The sequence below is a fragment of the Pelotomaculum sp. FP genome (assembly GCF_004369245.1).
Lineage (GTDB): Bacteria > Bacillota > Desulfotomaculia > Desulfotomaculales > Pelotomaculaceae > Pelotomaculum_C > Pelotomaculum_C schinkii.
In genome coordinates this window covers 14,381-27,788 of the sequence record NZ_QFGB01000056.1, presented here as the reverse complement: position 1 = coordinate 27,788, position 13,408 = coordinate 14,381, and the positions used below count along the sequence as shown (strand labels likewise).

General features: G+C 54.6%; 23 protein-coding genes and 1 pseudogene. All 24 read left to right on the top strand.

The window, feature by feature from the left end; genetic code table 11:
- Positions 1 to 383, top strand: a pseudogene (gene tuf / locus Psfp_RS17195) (elongation factor Tu); the annotation flags it as partial.
- A gap of 336 nt (positions 384 to 719) precedes the next feature.
- A complete protein-coding gene (gene rpsJ / locus Psfp_RS17190; RefSeq protein WP_134219763.1) occupies positions 720 to 1,028 on the top strand; it encodes a 30S ribosomal protein S10 in 309 nt (102 codons plus the stop codon).
- Positions 1,029 to 1,374: 346 nt separating this feature from the next.
- Positions 1,375 to 2,004 carry a 50S ribosomal protein L3 gene (rplC, locus tag Psfp_RS17185; protein WP_134219758.1) on the top strand — a complete coding sequence of 210 codons (630 nt, stop codon included), beginning with the start codon at positions 1,375 to 1,377 and terminating at the stop codon, positions 2,002 to 2,004.
- A gap of 173 nt (positions 2,005 to 2,177) precedes the next feature.
- Positions 2,178 to 2,798 carry a 50S ribosomal protein L4 gene (rplD, locus tag Psfp_RS17180; RefSeq protein WP_134219757.1) on the top strand — a complete coding sequence of 207 codons (621 nt, stop codon included), beginning with the start codon at positions 2,178 to 2,180 and terminating at the stop codon, positions 2,796 to 2,798.
- The gene (rplW, locus tag Psfp_RS17175; protein ID WP_134219756.1) at positions 2,798 to 3,085 is read left to right on the top strand and encodes a 50S ribosomal protein L23; all 288 of its coding nucleotides are present in this window, start codon (positions 2,798 to 2,800) and stop codon (positions 3,083 to 3,085) included. Before rplD ends, rplW begins: the two co-directional genes overlap by 1 nt.
- A gap of 32 nt (positions 3,086 to 3,117) precedes the next feature.
- Positions 3,118 to 3,942, top strand: coding sequence for a 50S ribosomal protein L2 (gene rplB, locus Psfp_RS17170; protein WP_134219755.1), 825 nt, complete (start codon positions 3,118 to 3,120; stop codon positions 3,940 to 3,942).
- A gap of 159 nt (positions 3,943 to 4,101) precedes the next feature.
- Positions 4,102 to 4,386, top strand: coding sequence for a 30S ribosomal protein S19 (gene rpsS / locus Psfp_RS17165; RefSeq protein ID WP_134219754.1), 285 nt, complete (start codon positions 4,102 to 4,104; stop codon positions 4,384 to 4,386).
- A gap of 320 nt (positions 4,387 to 4,706) precedes the next feature.
- Positions 4,707 to 5,048: a 50S ribosomal protein L22 gene (rplV, locus tag Psfp_RS17160; protein ID WP_134219753.1), complete on the top strand. Its 342-nt coding sequence runs from the start codon at positions 4,707 to 4,709 to the stop codon at positions 5,046 to 5,048.
- 21 nt (positions 5,049 to 5,069) lie between these two features.
- Positions 5,070 to 5,765: a 30S ribosomal protein S3 gene (gene rpsC, locus Psfp_RS17155; protein ID WP_134219752.1), complete on the top strand. Its 696-nt coding sequence runs from the start codon at positions 5,070 to 5,072 to the stop codon at positions 5,763 to 5,765.
- A 5-nt stretch (positions 5,766 to 5,770) separates the two neighbouring features.
- The gene (gene rplP, locus Psfp_RS17150) at positions 5,771 to 6,202 is read left to right on the top strand and encodes a 50S ribosomal protein L16 (protein ID WP_134219751.1); all 432 of its coding nucleotides are present in this window, start codon (positions 5,771 to 5,773) and stop codon (positions 6,200 to 6,202) included.
- Positions 6,192 to 6,395, top strand: coding sequence for a 50S ribosomal protein L29 (gene rpmC / locus Psfp_RS17145; protein WP_134219762.1), 204 nt, complete (start codon positions 6,192 to 6,194; stop codon positions 6,393 to 6,395). Before rplP ends, rpmC begins: the two co-directional genes overlap by 11 nt.
- 8 nt (positions 6,396 to 6,403) lie before the next feature.
- Positions 6,404 to 6,676, top strand: coding sequence for a 30S ribosomal protein S17 (rpsQ, locus tag Psfp_RS17140; RefSeq protein ID WP_134219750.1), 273 nt, complete (start codon positions 6,404 to 6,406; stop codon positions 6,674 to 6,676).
- Between the two features lie 84 nt (positions 6,677 to 6,760).
- A complete protein-coding gene (gene rplN, locus Psfp_RS17135; protein ID WP_134219749.1) occupies positions 6,761 to 7,129 on the top strand; it encodes a 50S ribosomal protein L14 in 369 nt (122 codons plus the stop codon).
- Positions 7,130 to 7,419: 290 nt separating this feature from the next.
- Positions 7,420 to 7,764, top strand: coding sequence for a 50S ribosomal protein L24 (rplX, locus tag Psfp_RS17130; RefSeq protein WP_134219748.1), 345 nt, complete (start codon positions 7,420 to 7,422; stop codon positions 7,762 to 7,764).
- Between the two features lie 188 nt (positions 7,765 to 7,952).
- Positions 7,953 to 8,495 (top strand): 50S ribosomal protein L5, encoded by a 543-nt coding sequence (gene rplE, locus Psfp_RS17125; protein WP_134219747.1) that lies wholly within the window; start codon positions 7,953 to 7,955, stop codon positions 8,493 to 8,495.
- Between the two features lie 155 nt (positions 8,496 to 8,650).
- Positions 8,651 to 8,836, top strand: coding sequence for a type Z 30S ribosomal protein S14 (locus Psfp_RS17120; RefSeq protein WP_134219761.1), 186 nt, complete (start codon positions 8,651 to 8,653; stop codon positions 8,834 to 8,836).
- A gap of 22 nt (positions 8,837 to 8,858) precedes the next feature.
- Positions 8,859 to 9,257 (top strand): 30S ribosomal protein S8, encoded by a 399-nt coding sequence (gene rpsH, locus Psfp_RS17115; RefSeq protein WP_134219746.1) that lies wholly within the window; start codon positions 8,859 to 8,861, stop codon positions 9,255 to 9,257.
- Between the two features lie 23 nt (positions 9,258 to 9,280).
- Positions 9,281 to 9,829: a 50S ribosomal protein L6 gene (rplF, locus tag Psfp_RS17110; protein WP_134219745.1), complete on the top strand. Its 549-nt coding sequence runs from the start codon at positions 9,281 to 9,283 to the stop codon at positions 9,827 to 9,829.
- Between the two features lie 19 nt (positions 9,830 to 9,848).
- A complete protein-coding gene (gene rplR / locus Psfp_RS17105; protein WP_134219744.1) occupies positions 9,849 to 10,217 on the top strand; it encodes a 50S ribosomal protein L18 in 369 nt (122 codons plus the stop codon).
- Between the two features lie 12 nt (positions 10,218 to 10,229).
- Positions 10,230 to 10,730, top strand: coding sequence for a 30S ribosomal protein S5 (gene rpsE, locus Psfp_RS17100; RefSeq protein ID WP_134219743.1), 501 nt, complete (start codon positions 10,230 to 10,232; stop codon positions 10,728 to 10,730).
- A 17-nt stretch (positions 10,731 to 10,747) separates the two neighbouring features.
- Positions 10,748 to 10,927, top strand: a complete 180-nt coding sequence (rpmD, locus tag Psfp_RS17095; RefSeq protein WP_134219742.1) for a 50S ribosomal protein L30 — start codon at positions 10,748 to 10,750, stop codon at positions 10,925 to 10,927.
- A 12-nt stretch (positions 10,928 to 10,939) separates the two neighbouring features.
- Positions 10,940 to 11,380 (top strand): 50S ribosomal protein L15, encoded by a 441-nt coding sequence (rplO, locus tag Psfp_RS17090; RefSeq protein ID WP_134219741.1) that lies wholly within the window; start codon positions 10,940 to 10,942, stop codon positions 11,378 to 11,380.
- Entirely contained in the window at positions 11,381 to 12,640 is a 1,260-nt protein-coding gene (gene secY / locus Psfp_RS17085; protein ID WP_134219740.1) for a preprotein translocase subunit SecY, read from the top strand.
- An 8-nt stretch (positions 12,641 to 12,648) separates the two neighbouring features.
- A complete protein-coding gene (map, locus tag Psfp_RS17080; protein WP_134219739.1) occupies positions 12,649 to 13,395 on the top strand; it encodes a type I methionyl aminopeptidase in 747 nt (248 codons plus the stop codon).
- Positions 13,396 to 13,408: the final 13 nt, after the last annotated feature.

Genomic DNA, 13,408 nt, shown 5'->3' with positions numbered 1-13,408 from the left:
GCGGCCAGGCCGGCGACAACATCGGCTGCCTGTTGCGGGGCGTGGACCGCAAAGAGATCGAGCGGGGCCAGGTGCTGGCCAAGCCCGGCAGCATCAAGCCGCACACGAAATTCAACGCTGAAGTATACGTCCTGACCAAAGAAGAAGGCGGGCGGCACACCCCGTTCTTTAACGGCTACCGTCCCCAGTTCTACTTCCGTACCACCGACGTGACCGGCGTGGCGCACCTGCCTGAAGGCGTGGAGATGGTAATGCCCGGGGACAACGTCAAGATCTCCATTGACCTGATCACCCCGATCGCCATCGAAGAAGGACTGCGCTTCGCCATCCGTGAAGGCGGCCGCACTGTGGGCGCCGGCGTTGTAACAGGCGTCAGAGAGTAACCAATACGGTAAGTGAGCGTGTGACAGGGGTAAACGCAACCGTTTAATTTTTAGGCCTCAAAGAAATGCAGGATACACTACGCCCTACGCCTTACGACCAATATCATGGGAATGCCTTACACTTGTGTCAGGCGTCAGATATGACGACCGAAACCACCTGTAAGACAGGAAATAAATCCGATGATGTGAGAGGTTGCCAGTTCGGTAGTCAGACGTCGGACGTCAGACATCGGGATGGAAGGAATTCGCAAAGCGAATTTCCACGAGTCTGACGACCGAAATGGGGAATTTTCACTGAGGAGTCCGCTAATCGGGCGAAAAGGAGGACCAAAAGAAATGCAAAACCAAAAAATACGGATCAGGCTTAAAGCCTACGACCACCACATGCTCGACCAGTCCGCCCAGAAGATCGTGGAAACAGCGAAGAGAACGGGCGCTTCTGTAGCCGGGCCGATCCCCCTGCCGACAGAAAAGAACGTGTACACCATTCTGCGGAGCCCCCATGTCAACAAGGACTCCCGCGAGCAGTTTGAAATGCGCACCCACAAGCGGCTGATCGATATCTTAGAGCCCACTCCCAAGACAGTCGACGCCCTCATGCGTCTCGACCTGCCTGCCGGCGTGGACATCGAGATCAAACTGTAACATTACTTTATTAGCACGGTTTTAGAGTGCATGCGTTTAGTGTAATAGAGGAAATTTTGGACATGAGACGTGGGACGTGAGACGTGAGAGTGAATGATTGACTCACGGGTCAAGAATTCGAGATAAAAACTCGGTACTCACGACCATGACTCAAAAGGAATGCAGTGGGACCCTACAGGAATGCAGGATATACCCACGACCCACGTCTCACGTCCCACGGCTACGTTGGGAACCAGCTCAACCTCTTGCCGTAAGAAAATAAAAGTCTAACGCGAAGGTCCGGGAGTACCGGCGACAGCCTGACCCCGGCGCCGGCAGTTGGACTTCCAAACGGAGGCGCGAAATAATGCCCAAAGGAATTCTGGGAAAAAAGATTGGCATGACACAGATTTTTACAGATAAGGGCTTGGCCATCCCGGTAACCGTAATCGAGGCTGGACCCTGCATCGTGGTCCAGAAAAAGACCATGGAAACAGACGGCTATCAGGCCGTCCAGATTGGTTTTGGAGAGAAAAGGGAGCGCCTTTTCACCAAGCCGCTCAAAGGCCACTACGCCAAGAACAATGTACGTCCGCTGCGCTTTTTGCGGGAACTGAAGGTCGAAGACCCGGACGCCTATCAGGTAGGACAGGAAATCAAGGCCGACATTTTCGAGCAGGGTGAGAAGGTCGACATCGTCGGCACGACCAAAGGCAAAGGCTTTGCCGGCGGTATTGAACGGCACGGCTTTCACCGCGGACCCATGGCGCACGGCTCCAAATACCACCGCCGGCCCGGCTCATTGGGAGCAAAAGGACCAGCCAGAGTTTTCAAAGGCAGGAAACTGCCCGGCCACCTTGGCGCTGAACGGGTGACGGTACAAAACCTGGAAATCATCAAGGTGGACGCCGGGCGCAACCTGCTGGCCGTGAAAGGAGCCATCCCCGGCCCGAAGGGCGGCCTGGTGATTGTCAAACCGTCCACCAAAAGCCGTTAAATGCATGACGCATGCAAGTCGGTCGTAGGACGTAAGGCGTAGGAACCTGCGAATACCCTACAGTAACAGTAAATGCAGGTGCGAATTTATTCGCACAAAGACCTAAAAGGAATGCAGAATATACCTACGGCCTACGACTAACGACCTACGACCTATTGAAGGAGGATACGCACATGCCTACAGTAGCATTGTACAATACCAGCGGCGAACAGGTCGGTGAGCTGGCGCTGAGCGAAGAAATCTTCGGCGCCGAGGTCAACGAGTCAGTCCTGCACGACGCCGTTGTGGCGCAGTTGGCCAGCCGGCGCCTCGGTACCCATGATACCAAGACCAGAGGCGAGGTCAGCGGCGGCGGCCGTAAGCCCTGGCGCCAGAAAGGCACCGGACGCGCCCGCGCCGGCACCACCCGTTCACCCATTTGGCGCAGCGGCGGTATCGTCTTTGGCCCGCACCCCAGGGATTACAGCTACAGCCTGCCCAAGAAAGTAAGGAGGCTGGCCTTGAAATCCGCCCTGTCAGCCAAGGTCAACGATGGAGACATCCTTGTTTTGGACTCTCTGACGCTTGAAGTGCCCAAGACCAAAGATATGGTGAAAATTCTCGGCGCCCTCAAGGTGGATGACGCCCTGCTGGTAACTGCGGTCAAGGACGAAGCTGTTGAAAAGTCCGCCCGCAACATCCCAAACATCAAACCCCTGGTGGCAAACGGCCTCAACGTGTATGACCTCCTGGCCTACGACAAGCTGGTTATAACCAAAGACGCCGTGGCCAGGGTTGAGGAGGTGTTCGCGTAGTGGATGCCTACAGGGTGTTAAGAAAGCCGATGGTAACAGAAAAAAGCACTTCGCTTTTACAGGATAACAAGTATACCTTTGAAGTCGACCCGAAAGCCAATAAAACGGAAATCAAGCAAGCCGTTGAGAGCCTCTTCAAAGTCAAGGTTGAAAAAGTCAACACCATGCACTTAAAGGGCAAGCTGAAAAGGGTCCGCCAAATACAAGGCAGGACGCCCGACCGGAAGAAAGCGATTGTCACACTCAAACAAGGCGACAAGATAGAAATATTTGAAGGAATGTCATAGGTTTTAGCGACCCAACAAGGAGGTGTTTCCCTGTGGCGACAAAGAAATTTAAGCCAACATCACCCGGCCGGCGGTTTGTAACCGTCTCGACATTTGAAGAAATCACCAAAACTGAGCCGGAGAAGTCGCTGGTAGCGCCCTTGAAAAAAAGCGGCGGCAGAAATGCCCAGGGCAGGTTGACAGTGAGGCACCGCGGCGGCGGCCACAAGAGAGCGTACCGGATTATCGATTTCAAACGGGACAAGGACGGCATTCCGGCCAAGGTAGCCAGCATCGAATACGATCCCAACCGCTCCGCGCGGATAGCCCTTTTGCATTACGCCGACGGCGAGAAACGCTACATCATCGCCCCGGTAGGACTTACGGTAGGCCAAACGGTGGTTTCAGGACCTACAGCGGATATCAAACCGGGCAACTGCCTGGCCTTAAAAGACATTCCACTGGGCACGATGATCCACAACATTGAGCTCTACCCCAAGGGCGGCGGCAAGCTGGTCCGCTCGGCCGGAAACTCAGCGCAGCTGATGGCCAAGGAAGGCAAGTACGCCAACATCAGGATGCCGTCCGGTGAAATGAGGCTTGTCTTGCAGGAATGCAAGGCCACCCTCGGACAGGTCGGCAATGTCGACCACGAAAACATAACCATCGGCACAGCCGGCCGCAAGCGCCATTTGGGTATCCGCCCGACGGTGCGCGGTGTGGTCATGAACCCGGTTGACCACCCCCATGGCGGCGGCGAAGGCCGTTCACCGGTCGGCCGCAACCCGGTTACCCCCTGGGGCAAACCAGCGCTCGGCGCCCGCACCCGCAAGAAAAAGCCCAGCGATCGCCTGATCGTCAAGAGAAGAACGAAATAAGACGAGACGTGGGAATGCATGATGGATTTTAGGGTCAACTGTTTTGGTTTCACAAACCAATGTAGGTGTGAATTCATTCGCACAAAGACCCCAAAGGGAATGCAGTATATTCCGACGTCTGCCGTCTGACGACTGACGTCCGAGAAAGGAGGCTAAATATTGGGCCGTTCATTAAAGAAGGGGCCGTTCGTTGCAGAGCGGCTGCTTGCTAGAATAAACAGCATGAATGAATCCGGAGATAAACGGGTTATCAAAACGTGGTCAAGAAGTTCGACCATCTATCCCGAAATGGTGGGTCACACCATAGCCGTACACGACGGCAGAAAACACGTCCCGGTTTATGTAACCGAGGACATGGTGGGCCACAAGCTCGGAGAATTCGCCTCCACCAGGTTATTCAGGGGGCACGGTCACCACACGGAAAGATCTACTGCTTTGAAGTAGGCCTTAAGGGAGGTCGTAGGGCGTAAGGCGTAGGGCGTAAAATACAAAGCGCGGCGCCTAAAGAGCCTGCGGCTGCTACCCAAAAAGCAATGAAGAGTTGAGGGTAGGGTAAATTTTAGGGAGGTCGTAGGGTGTAAGGCGTGAAAGACGCAGGACCCAATGCCCAAGCGACAAACGGCCCCTAACAGCGATGTAGAAGAATTCGTAGGACGAAAGACATAAGGCGCAGGAAACTATTCCCCCGGCCCGGAAGGAATGCAGAATATAGCCTACGCCCAACGCCCAACGCCCTACGACCAAATTGGGGGGTGTTAAACCAATTGGAAGCGAAAGCGATAGCCAAATATATCAGGGTGTCCCCGCGCAAGGTGCGCGCGGTGGTGGACCTAATTCGCGGCAAAAAAATCGATGAAGCTCTGGCGATCTTGCGATATACGCCAAACCGGGCGACCGAAGCCATCACCAAGGTGGTAAAATCCGCCGCGGCCAATGCCGAAAACAACCTGCAGCTTTCTAAAGACGATTTATTCGTCAAGGTCTGTTTTGTTGACCAGGGGCCGACCATAAAACGTATGATGCCCCGTGCTCAGGGCCGCGCCGATATTATTCGCAAGCGCACCAGCCACATTACCGTGGTGGTGGCTGAAAAAGAGAGCAAATAAAGAAGGAGGGATATATTTCTCGTGGGGCAAAAAGTAAATCCTAAGGGCCTCAGGATTGGAATCATTCGAGATTGGGACAGCAAGTGGTTTGCTGACAAGAAGAATTATTCGAACCTCCTGGTCGAGGACGTAAAGATAAGGAAATATATCAAGAAGAAGCTTTATGCCGCCGGTATTTCCAAGGTCCAAATCGAGAGGGCTGCCAACCGGCTCAAAATCTCGATCCACACTGCCAAGCCGGGCATCGTGATCGGCCGTGGCGGGACTGAAGTGGAAAACCTGCGCAAGCAGTTGGAAAGCCTTACCGGAAAGCAAGTCGGCGTCAATATCGTGGAAGTCAAACAGGCTGAATTGGACGCGCAGCTTGTGGCTGAGAACGTGGCGTCTCAGCTGGAAAAAAGGATTGCCTTCAGGCGCGCCATGAAGCAAGTGGTTTCCCGGTCCATGAAGATGGGGGCCAAGGGGATCAAGGTCTCCTGCGGCGGACGTCTGGCCGGAGCGGAAATAGCCCGCACCGAGTGGTACAGCGAGGGCAAAGTGCCCCTGCACACACTGCGCGCCGACATCGATTATGGTTCAGCCGAAGCCACCACCACTTACGGCAAAATCGGCATCAAAGTTTGGATCTATAAGGGAGAAGTTTTACCGGCAGCCAAAATTCCCGTTCAAGCCCCGGCCAGGGAAGCCAAGGCAGCTGCTGGTGAAGGAGGCGAATAGGAACTATGCTGTTACCGAAAAGGGTTAAGCACCGCAAGCAGCACCGTGGACGGATGACCGGCGGAGCTAAGGGCGGCAAGGAAATAAGCTTTGGTGAATACGGCCTGCAGGCTTTGGAGCCGGCCTGGGTAACCAACCGGCAGATCGAAGCGGCCCGTATCGCCATGACTCGCCATATCAAGCGGGGCGGGAAGGTATGGATCAGGATATTCCCGGACAAACCGGTTACCGCCAAGCCCGCTGAAACCCGTATGGGTTCAGGCAAAGGCGCGCCGGAATACTGGGTGGCCGTGGTCAAGCCGGGCCGGATTATGTTCGAGCTGGCGGGCATATCTGAGGAAGTGGCGCGTGAAGCGCTGCGGCTGGCCGCTCACAAGTTGCCTTTAAAATCGAAGTTTGTGAAACGCGGGGAAGTAGGTGAGGTCAATGAAGGTTAAGGAGCTTAGGGAATTGACCGACGCCGAGCTGGGCAAGCGGCTCACTGACTCCAAGGATGAGCTCTTTAAACTGAGATTCCAGATGGCTACAGGGCAGCTGGATAACCCGATGAAGCTGCAGGAAGTCCGCCGCAAGATCGCGCGGGTAAAGACCATCATCCGCGAGCGTGAACTGGGAATCAAGCGGGCGTAAAGGGGGGTATGAGACAAGTGGAAGAGCGTGGAATACGCAAGGTGCTCACCGGCAAGGTGGTTAGCGATAAAATGGATAAGACCGTCGTCGTGGCAGTCGAAACCCTGGTCAGGCACCCCTTGTACCAAAGAATAATCCGGCGCACCAAGAAATTTAAGGCGCATGACGAGCAAAATTCCTGCCGCGTCGGGGATAAAGTGAAAATGATGGAAACCAGGCCTCTATCCAAGGAAAAACGCTGGCGTATTATTGAAATTCTGGAGAGGGCTGAACAAATCTGAGATTCGAGTCAAGACGTAAGACGTGGGAGATAACTCGTTTTATAAATCCTGCCCTCCCATTTCGCGTGTAAGGAGGTTGTAGCTGTGATTCAGGTTCAGACTATGCTCCATGTGGCCGACAATACCGGGGCTAAAAGGCTGATGTGCATCCGCGTTCTGGGCGGCTCGCTCAGGCAATATGCCAGCGTGGGCGACATCGTGGTTTGTTCTGTTAAGGAAGCCACACCCGGCGGCGTGGTTAAGAAAGGTGAAGTAGTTAAAGCCGTGGTGGTCCGCACCAAGAAAGAAGTGCACCGCCCGGACGGTTCATACATCAAATTCGACGAAAACGCGGCAGTACTGATCAGGGACGACCAGAGCCCGAAAGGTACCCGTATATTCGGACCGGTGGCGCGGGAATTAAGAGATCGCGACTTTATGAAAATCGTCTCCCTGGCCCCGGAAGTGCTGTAATATGGGGAGTGGATTTGGGGAGGTCGTAAGGCGTAGGGCGTAAGGCGTAAAATGCTTACCCTGCAGCGCTTGCGAGGAACCAGGTCCGGAATTTGGGAAAAGGATTTGGGGATGGCGTAGGGCATAGGGCGTAAGGCGTAAAAGGCTTGCCCTCTGGCCTAAGCGGTGAACAAATCCGAAAGAAGAGCAAGGTTTAAAGTGATAACTCTAGTGGTCAAGGTGAAATAAGTCGATATGGTCAGGATATGTGGCTTATGCCCTACGACCATTCTAGGAGGTGCAAAAAATCCATGGCCAAAAGGCCCGAACCGAAAACCAATGGCAAGGTTCACGTGCGTAAAGGTGATACAGTCCTGGTGGTTACCGGCAAGAGCAGCGGCAAAAAGGGCAAGGTGCTGTCGGTTATCCCTGACAGAAGCCGGATAATCGTCGAAGGAGTCAACGTGGTCAAGCGTCACAGCAGGCCTACCCAGAAGCTGCCTCAAGGCGGCATCATTGAAAAAGAAGCCGCCATCCACAGCTCCAACGTGATGCTCTACTGCAACAAGTGCAATTCAGCCACCAGGATAGCCAAGAAAATACTTGACGACGGAGAAAAAGTCCGCGTCTGCAAAAAATGCGGAGAAAACCTATAGGACGTCAGACGTCAGACTTCAGACGTCAGAAGAGAACCGAATTTGCCTTAGCGAATTCTAACGTGTAATGCCTTTATTCTCTGATGTCGACGAAGGGAATTAAAATATAAGGAATTCGGCGAAGCCGAATTCCAACAAGCCCGACGTCCGACGTCTGACGACCGACAACCGAGAAGGGAGGTAGTGCAGTGGCCAGACTGAAAGACAAGTATAAAGAGGATGTAGTGCCCTCGATGATCAGCAAATTCGGATACAAAAACATTATGCAAGTACCCAAGCTGGAAAAGGTTGTTTTGAACATGGGGCTGGGCGAGGCCATCCAGAATTCCAAAATCATCGACGCGGCGGTTAACGATATCATGATTATCTCCGGTCAGAAGCCGGTTGTGACCAAAGCCAAAAAGTCCATCGCCGCGTTCAAGCTGCGGGCCGGCATGACCGTGGGAGCTAAAGTGACCCTGCGCGGTGACAGGATGTATGAGTTCGTGGATAAACTGTTCAACATTGCCCTGCCCCGCGTGCGCGACTTCCGCGGCATTTCGCCCAAGTCGTTCGACGGCCGGGGGAACTACAGCATGGGCATCAAAGAGCAGCTGATTTTCCCGGAAATCGAGTACGACAAGATTGACAAGATCCGCGGTATGGATATCATCTTCGTGACCACCGCCAGGACCGATGAAGAAGCCAGGGAACTTCTGCGTCTCATGGGCATGCCCTTCCGCGCCGCGTAATTCGGACGTCAGACGTCAGATGTCAGACGTCAGACAGCCCGAACCTGACTGAAGTTGTGGTTGCGAATTTATTCGCACAAATGACCCCAAAGGAATGCAGCATATACCGACGTCCGACGTCTGACGACTGACGTCTGTTAAAAGGAGGTTTGATGGTGGCAAAAAAGTCAATGGTTGTTAAACAGTCACGGGATCCGAAATTTACTGTCCGGGCCTACAACCGCTGCAAGTTGTGCGGCCGGCCCCACGCCTATATGAGGAAATTCGGGATTTGCCGGATTTGCTTCCGGGAGCTCTCTTACAAGGGTGAAATCCCGGGCGTCCGCAAAGCGAGTTGGTAATCAGGAAGGAGGTAGCGCGAATATGGTCATGACCGACCCTATTGCAGATTTCTTAACCCGTATCCGCAACGCCAATACGGTTTATCACGATAAAGTTGAAGCTCCTGCTTCCAGGTCTAAAAAAGCCATCGCCAGCATTTTAAAAGACGAAGGGTTTGTTAAGGAGTACGAGTTTATCGACGATGGCAAGCAGGGGATCATCAGGGTTTACATGAAATACGGCGCCAATAAAGAACGGGTAATTACAGGCTTAAAAAGGATATCCAAACCGGGCTTAAGAGTTTACGCCAGGAAAGACCAGGTACCCAAAGTGTTGGGCGGCCTGGGGATCGCCATTATCTCGACTTCCCGCGGGATTATGTCCGACAAAAAGGCCCGCAAGGAGGGCCTGGGCGGCGAGGTACTTTGTTACGTATGGTAGTCTTTTCGCAGGAGGTGGTTTAGATGTCCAGGATTGGAAAGCAGCCCATTACGGTGCCCGCCGGCGTGGAAGTGCAGCTTGACGGAAACAATGTCCGCGTCAAGGGGCCGAAAGGGCAGCTTGCAAGAGAACTGCACCGGGACATGATTATTAAATACGAGGACGGCAGGCTCACGGTTGAGCGGCCCTCCGACAACAAGACGCACAGGGGTCTGCACGGGCTGACCAGAACCCTCTTGAACAACATGGTGGTGGGTGTGACCGCCGGTTTTCATAAAAACCTGGAGCTGGTCGGTGTCGGATACCGCGCCTCCAAGCAGGGCAACAAGCTTGTCCTGGCCGTAGGTTACTCCCACCCGGTGGAAATAGAGCCGGAAGCCGGAATCGATATAGAGGTTCCCGCACCTACCAAAATCAGCGTCAAAGGCGTTGACAAGGAAAAGGTGGGGGCTCTGGCGGCGGTCATTCGCGCGGTCCGCGAACCCGAGCCTTACAAGGGCAAGGGGATCCGGTACGAAGGTGAAGTCATCCGGCGCAAGGTCGGTAAGGCCGGCGGCAAAGGTAAGAAGTAAGGGAGGAGTGACTTAAAAAGTGCTGAAGAAACCTGACCGTAAAGCCCTACGGGATAACAGGCGCCAGCGGGTCCGCAAGAAAATTTCCGGCACCGCACAGCGGCCCAGGCTGAATGTGTTTCGCAGCCTGAACAATATTTACGCCCAACTCATAGACGATGATAAAGGCGCCACCCTGGCCGCGGCCTCAACCCTGGCTCCTGAGCTCAAAGGCAAGCTGCCTTCCTGCAGCAATGCCGCCGCGGCATCCGCGGTGGGTGAGCTGCTGGCCAAGAAGGCCCTTGAAGCAGGGATTAAGACCGTCGTTTTCGACCGCGCCGGCTACATCTATCACGGGCGGATCAAAGCTCTGGCTGATGCGGCAAGGGCCGGCGGGCTTGAGTTCTAAGGAGGGAAATAGATGGCAAGAATTGACGCCAGTAAACTGGAAACGTCAGAAAAAGTAGTATTCATCAACCGTGTCGCCAAGGTGGTCAAAGGCGGCCGGAGGTTTAGCTTTTCCGCCCTGATGGTCGTGGGAGACGGCAACGGCAACGTCGGAGCCGGCCTGGGCAAGGCCGGTGAAGTGCCCGAAGCCATTCGCAAGGGCATTGAAGACGCCAAAAAGTCCATGATCAATGTTCCGCTGTCCGGCACCACCATTCCCCACGAAGTAACCGGGATTTTTGGCGCCGGCAAGGTCCTCTTAAAGCCTGCGGCGCCGGGCACCGGCGTGATTGCCGGGGGGCCTGTGCGAGCCATTCTGGAACTGGCCGGGGTACGGGACATCCTGACGAAGTCACTGGGCTCCAACAACGCCAACAACGTGGTCCACGCGACCATGGAGGCCTTAAAAAGCCTCAAGACCCCTGAGAAGGTAGCCGGCCTTAGGGGCAAAACCCTAGAAGAACTACTGGGCTAGGATTAGGAGGGAAGAACGTGGCCAAGCTGAAGATTACCTTGGTCCGGAGCCTGATCGGACGCCCGGAAGACCAAAAGGTCACCGTGCGTGCCATGGGTCTGACCAAGTCGAACCACTCGGTAGTCAGGGAAGACACCCCGCAGGTACGGGGTATGATTAATAAAGTCGCTCATCTTTTGAAGGTGGAGGAAGCCTGAGGAGGTGGAACAATGAAACTGCATGAATTAAGCCCGGCGCCGGGCGCGCGTGTGAAACCGACCAGAAAAGGTCAGGGCATCGGTTCCGGACTCGGCAAGACGGCCGGACGCGGACATAAAGGGCAAAAGGCCCGTTCCGGCGGCGGTGTCCGGCCCGGCTTCGAAGGCGGCCAGATGCCGCTCCAGCGGCGCATGCCCAAGCGCGGTTTTTACAACCCGTTTTCCAAAGAAATTATCGCTATCAACGTGGAGCAATTAAATTGTTTTGAAGAAGGAACGACCGTAACTCCCGAAACATTGCTGGCAGCTCGTATTATCAGAAAAACTGGTGATGGTGTCAAAATACTGGGGCAGGGCAAGCTTGAAAAAGCTCTGACAGTCCATGCTCAGGCGTTCAGCAAGTCGGCCGAGGAAAAAATAACGGCGGCCGGCGGTAAAGCAGAGGTGATTTAATTGCTGGAAAGTTTACGGAGCTCGGTCAGAGTTTCCGAACTGAGGTCAAAGCTCCTGTTTACGCTGGCAATGATCTTCGTTTTCCGCCTGGGCGCGCACATTCCCATCCCGGGAGTGAACCCCGAAAGATTTGCCGAACTGGTCAGCAGCGGGATGATTTTTGGCTTCTTTGATGTTATATCCGGCGGCGCGCTGAAAAATTTCTCGCTCTTTGCGATGGGCATCACGCCCTACATCAACGCCTCCATCATTATGCAGCTCCTCACCGTGGTTATACCGCACCTGGAGCGGCTCAAAAAAGAGGGGGCCGAGGGCACCAAGAAAATCACCCAGTATACCCGCTACCTTACCGTGGTCCTGGCTTTTGTCCAGGGACTGGGCATGGTCATCGGCGTAAAAGGGTCGCTGGTTAACCCGGGTGTTTTAACTTACCTGGCCACAGCCCTTACCATCACCGCCGGGACCACCCTGCTGATGTGGATCGGCGAGCAGATTACCGAAAAGGGTATCGGCAACGGGATCTCATTGTTGATTTTCGCCGGTATCGTGTCACGCGTGCCGCAGGGCATTGCGAGAATGATTGAATACCTTAACGCGGGTACCATCAACGTCCTGAGCGTTATCGGACTGGTCGTTATCGGCGGTCTGGTTATCGCGGCGGTGGTGGCCATCCAGGAAGGCCAGCGCCGCATACCTGTGCAGTACGCCAAGCGGGTGGTGGGCCGTCGCGTATACGGCGGGCAAACTACACACCTGCCGCTTAAGGTCAACCAGGCCGGCGTGATCCCGATCATTTTCGCTTCGTCCCTATTGATGTTCCCCGAGTCACTGGCTCAATGGTTCGCCAGCAGCGCGCCCGCGGCCTTTTACGTCCAGTGGTTCGGCTGGGGAACGGCAGCGCATACCATTATTTACGCGCTTCTAATTGTAGGCTTTACCTATTTTTACACCGCGGTAATTATGAACCCGGTGGATGTGGCCGACAACATCAAGAAATACGGCGGTTTCATACCGGGCTTGCGTCCGGGCCGGCCAACTGCGGATTACATCACTAAGATCATGAACAGGATTACCCTGGCGGGCGCTATTTTCCTGGCCCTGATCGCCATCCTGCCGAGCTTTGTGCTGGTGGCCACCAGGATCCCCAACATCTACTTCGGCGGCACCGCTCTCCTGATTGTAGTCGGTGTGGCGCTGGATACCATGAAGCAGGTCGAGTCCCACCTGCTGATGCGCAGTTACCAGGGCTTTATCAGGTAGGTGAGATCATGATTACCTGCAAGTCTGAAAGAGAATTAAACTACATGCGTGACGCCGGCCGGGTTGTCGCCCTGACGCACGCGGAGCTCAAAAAGGCCGTGAAGGCAGGGGTGCCCACCCGGGAACTGGACCGGCTCGCAGAGGAATTTATCATCAAGTCCGGCGCCAAGCCTGCTTTTAAAGGGCTTTACGGCTTTCCCGGCGCCATCTGCGCTTCGGTCAACGAAGAGGTGGTACACGGTTTCCCCAGTTTAAGAAAATTGGAAAGTGGAGATATTATCAGTATCGATATTGGAACGGAAATAAATGGTTATTTTAGCGACAGCGCGGTGACGCTTCCGGTTGGAGACGTCAGCCGCGAAGCCTTAGACCTCATGAAGGTCACCGAAGAGTGTCTTTACAAAGGTATTGATCAGGCAAGAGACGGCAACAGGCTATCCGATATTTCCAACGCGGTTCAGACCTGGGCCGAAAAACATGGCTATGGGGTAGTGCGGGACTACGTGGGCCACGGCATCGGCGCCAAGCCGCACGAGGAACCCCAGGTGCCGAACTTCGGCAGACCGGGCCGGGGCCCCAGGCTGAAGGCGGGTATGACATTAGCTATTGAACCAATGATTAACATGGGCACTCACGAGGTAAAGACTCTTTCCAACGACTGGACGGTGGTTACGTTAGACAGAAGGCTTTCCGCCCATTTTGAGCATACCGTCGCTATTACCGATGACGAGCCGGAAATACTTTCTAAGGCGTAGGGCGTAAAAAAGC